Raw genomic sequence first — 564 nt, forward strand, 5'->3', positions numbered from 1 at the left:
GCTGTCGATTACCGATAAGCATATGATCAGCATGGCGGCAGCCGTGTTCTTTGAAAACCTCTGCGGCGGAATGGGAACGGCAGCCTTTGTCGCCCTGCTGATGACCCTGTGCAACAAATCATTTTCCGCCACGCAGTTTGCCCTACTTTCAGCACTCTCCGCCGTGGGCCGCGTATACGTCGGCCCCATTGCAGGCTGGTTCGTTGAAGCCCACGGCTGGCCGACATTTTATCTCTTCTCGGTGGTTGCCGCCGTGCCGGGGATTTTATTGCTGCTGGTGTGTCGTCAGACGCTGGAATATACCCAGCGTACTGAACACTTTATGCCGCGTACCGAGTATCACCGCGCCTACCGTTTTGCCTTACGGTTGTTAACGGTGGGATGCCTTGCGCTGGGATTGTGGCTTGTCGTACTCATCCTTAATGCAACCACCTCTCTGACGCTCCCGCTCGAAACGCTCCTGCTGGACGTGGGTGCCCTGCTCGCCATCGCCGGGATCCTGATCGGGGGACTTCTCGATTTTCTGGCATTGGGCAAAACGCAGATGAGCTAAAGAAAAAACGA

General features: G+C 56.0%; 1 protein-coding gene. It reads left to right on the top strand.

Annotated features, from left to right (window positions below):
• Positions 1-553 (top strand): MFS transporter (locus QQF33_RS03480; protein WP_350319006.1); only part of this gene is annotated, 553 nt, incomplete at its 5' end.
• Positions 554-564 lie beyond the last annotated feature (11 nt).

The organism is Lelliottia wanjuensis (assembly GCF_030238365.1).
GTDB classification, from domain to species: Bacteria; Pseudomonadota; Gammaproteobacteria; order Enterobacterales; family Enterobacteriaceae; genus Enterobacter; species Enterobacter wanjuensis.